The organism is Saccharothrix hoggarensis (assembly GCF_042678885.1).
Taxonomy (GTDB): Bacteria; Actinomycetota; Actinomycetes; order Mycobacteriales; family Pseudonocardiaceae; genus Actinosynnema; species Actinosynnema hoggarensis.
This window is the reverse complement of the sequence record NZ_JBHTLK010000494.1, coordinates 1-1,125: the sequence shown is the minus strand read 5'-3', so window position 1 is coordinate 1,125 and position 1,125 is coordinate 1. Positions and strand designations below refer to the sequence as shown.

Sequence of the window (1,125 nt, the reverse complement as noted above, 5' to 3'; positions counted from 1 at the left end):
GGGCGCGATCGGCTCGCCCGCCGGCAGCACGTCCGCCAGCGCCGCGCCGACCCGCGCCCGCGGCTCCGAGCGCAACGCGAGCCCGACGGCCACCGTGTCGGCCTGGCCGATCCGGTGCCGGAACCCGCGCCACAGGAGGTACTGGTCGCCGGTCTCCGGCACGTCCACCAGCAGCGCCCGGTCCTCGACGGGCCGACCTCCCGCCGGCACGCCGCCGACCACGAGCACCGAGTCGTCCACCGTGGCGCCGGTGACGTCCGGGCGCGGCTGCGAGCACATCGTCCAGCCCGCCGACAGCAGCCGCGACGGGGCCGGCAGCGAGTCCGGCGCGTCCGCGATCCCGATCCGCGGCCCGCGCGGCACGTCGGCCAGCGACGCCCGCGACACCGTGCGGGTCTCCGCGTTCTTCCCCAGCGCCAGCAACGCCGACACGTAGTTCGCCACCGGGTGCAGCCGACCGTCGAGGTAGACGTGCCGCGCGCCGGTTTCCTTCTCCACCACCACGAACTCGCCGCGCCACGCCGTGTTGCCGCCCGGCGACACCATCCCGTACACGCCGAAGCCCGCGAGCACGATCACCGCCACCGCGACGCTCCCGAACGCCGCCGCCACCGCCCGGCGGAACGGCGGCTGCTCCGGGTCGGTCACGCCGGTGACGAGCGCCGACACCACCCGTTGGAGCAGGAACTGCTGTGCCTGCAACTGATCCCGGTTGGACGCCACGTCAGCCTCCCAGCCCGCGCAGGTGCGCGTACAGGCCGAGCACCGCGCACACCACCGGCACGACCGCGACGACCACCAAGACCTCCAGCACCTCCGCGTACCGCGACAGCCGGGCGCTCCGCGTGCCGCGCGCCAGACCCATCGCGACCACCACCGCGCCGAGCCCGATCACCGCGGGCCCGATCGGCAGGGCCGCGAGCGACGCCACACCGGCGGCCAGCAACGGCCCCCGCTGCCGCACCGCCGGGTGCAGCCGGGCCCGCAGGCACAGCCCGACGCCGAGCACGCCCAGCAGCACCGTCGGCCACAGCCGTTCGCGCGTCAACGCCACCGCGCACGCCGCCACCGCGACCGCGCAGCCCGAGAGCATCCCCGTCAGCAGCCGGTCGGCCCGCACCACCG

General features: G+C 76.5%; 1 protein-coding gene and 1 pseudogene. Both read right to left on the bottom strand.

Features of this window, described 5'->3' with window-relative positions:
- Positions 1–723, bottom strand: a 723-nt coding sequence (gene eccB / locus ACFQ3T_RS36730; RefSeq protein ID WP_380730794.1) for a type VII secretion protein EccB, incomplete at its 3' end; no start/stop codon positions are given.
- Position 724: 1 nt separating this feature from the next.
- Positions 725–1,125 (bottom strand): annotated as a pseudogene (locus tag ACFQ3T_RS36725) (type VII secretion integral membrane protein EccD); the annotation flags it as partial.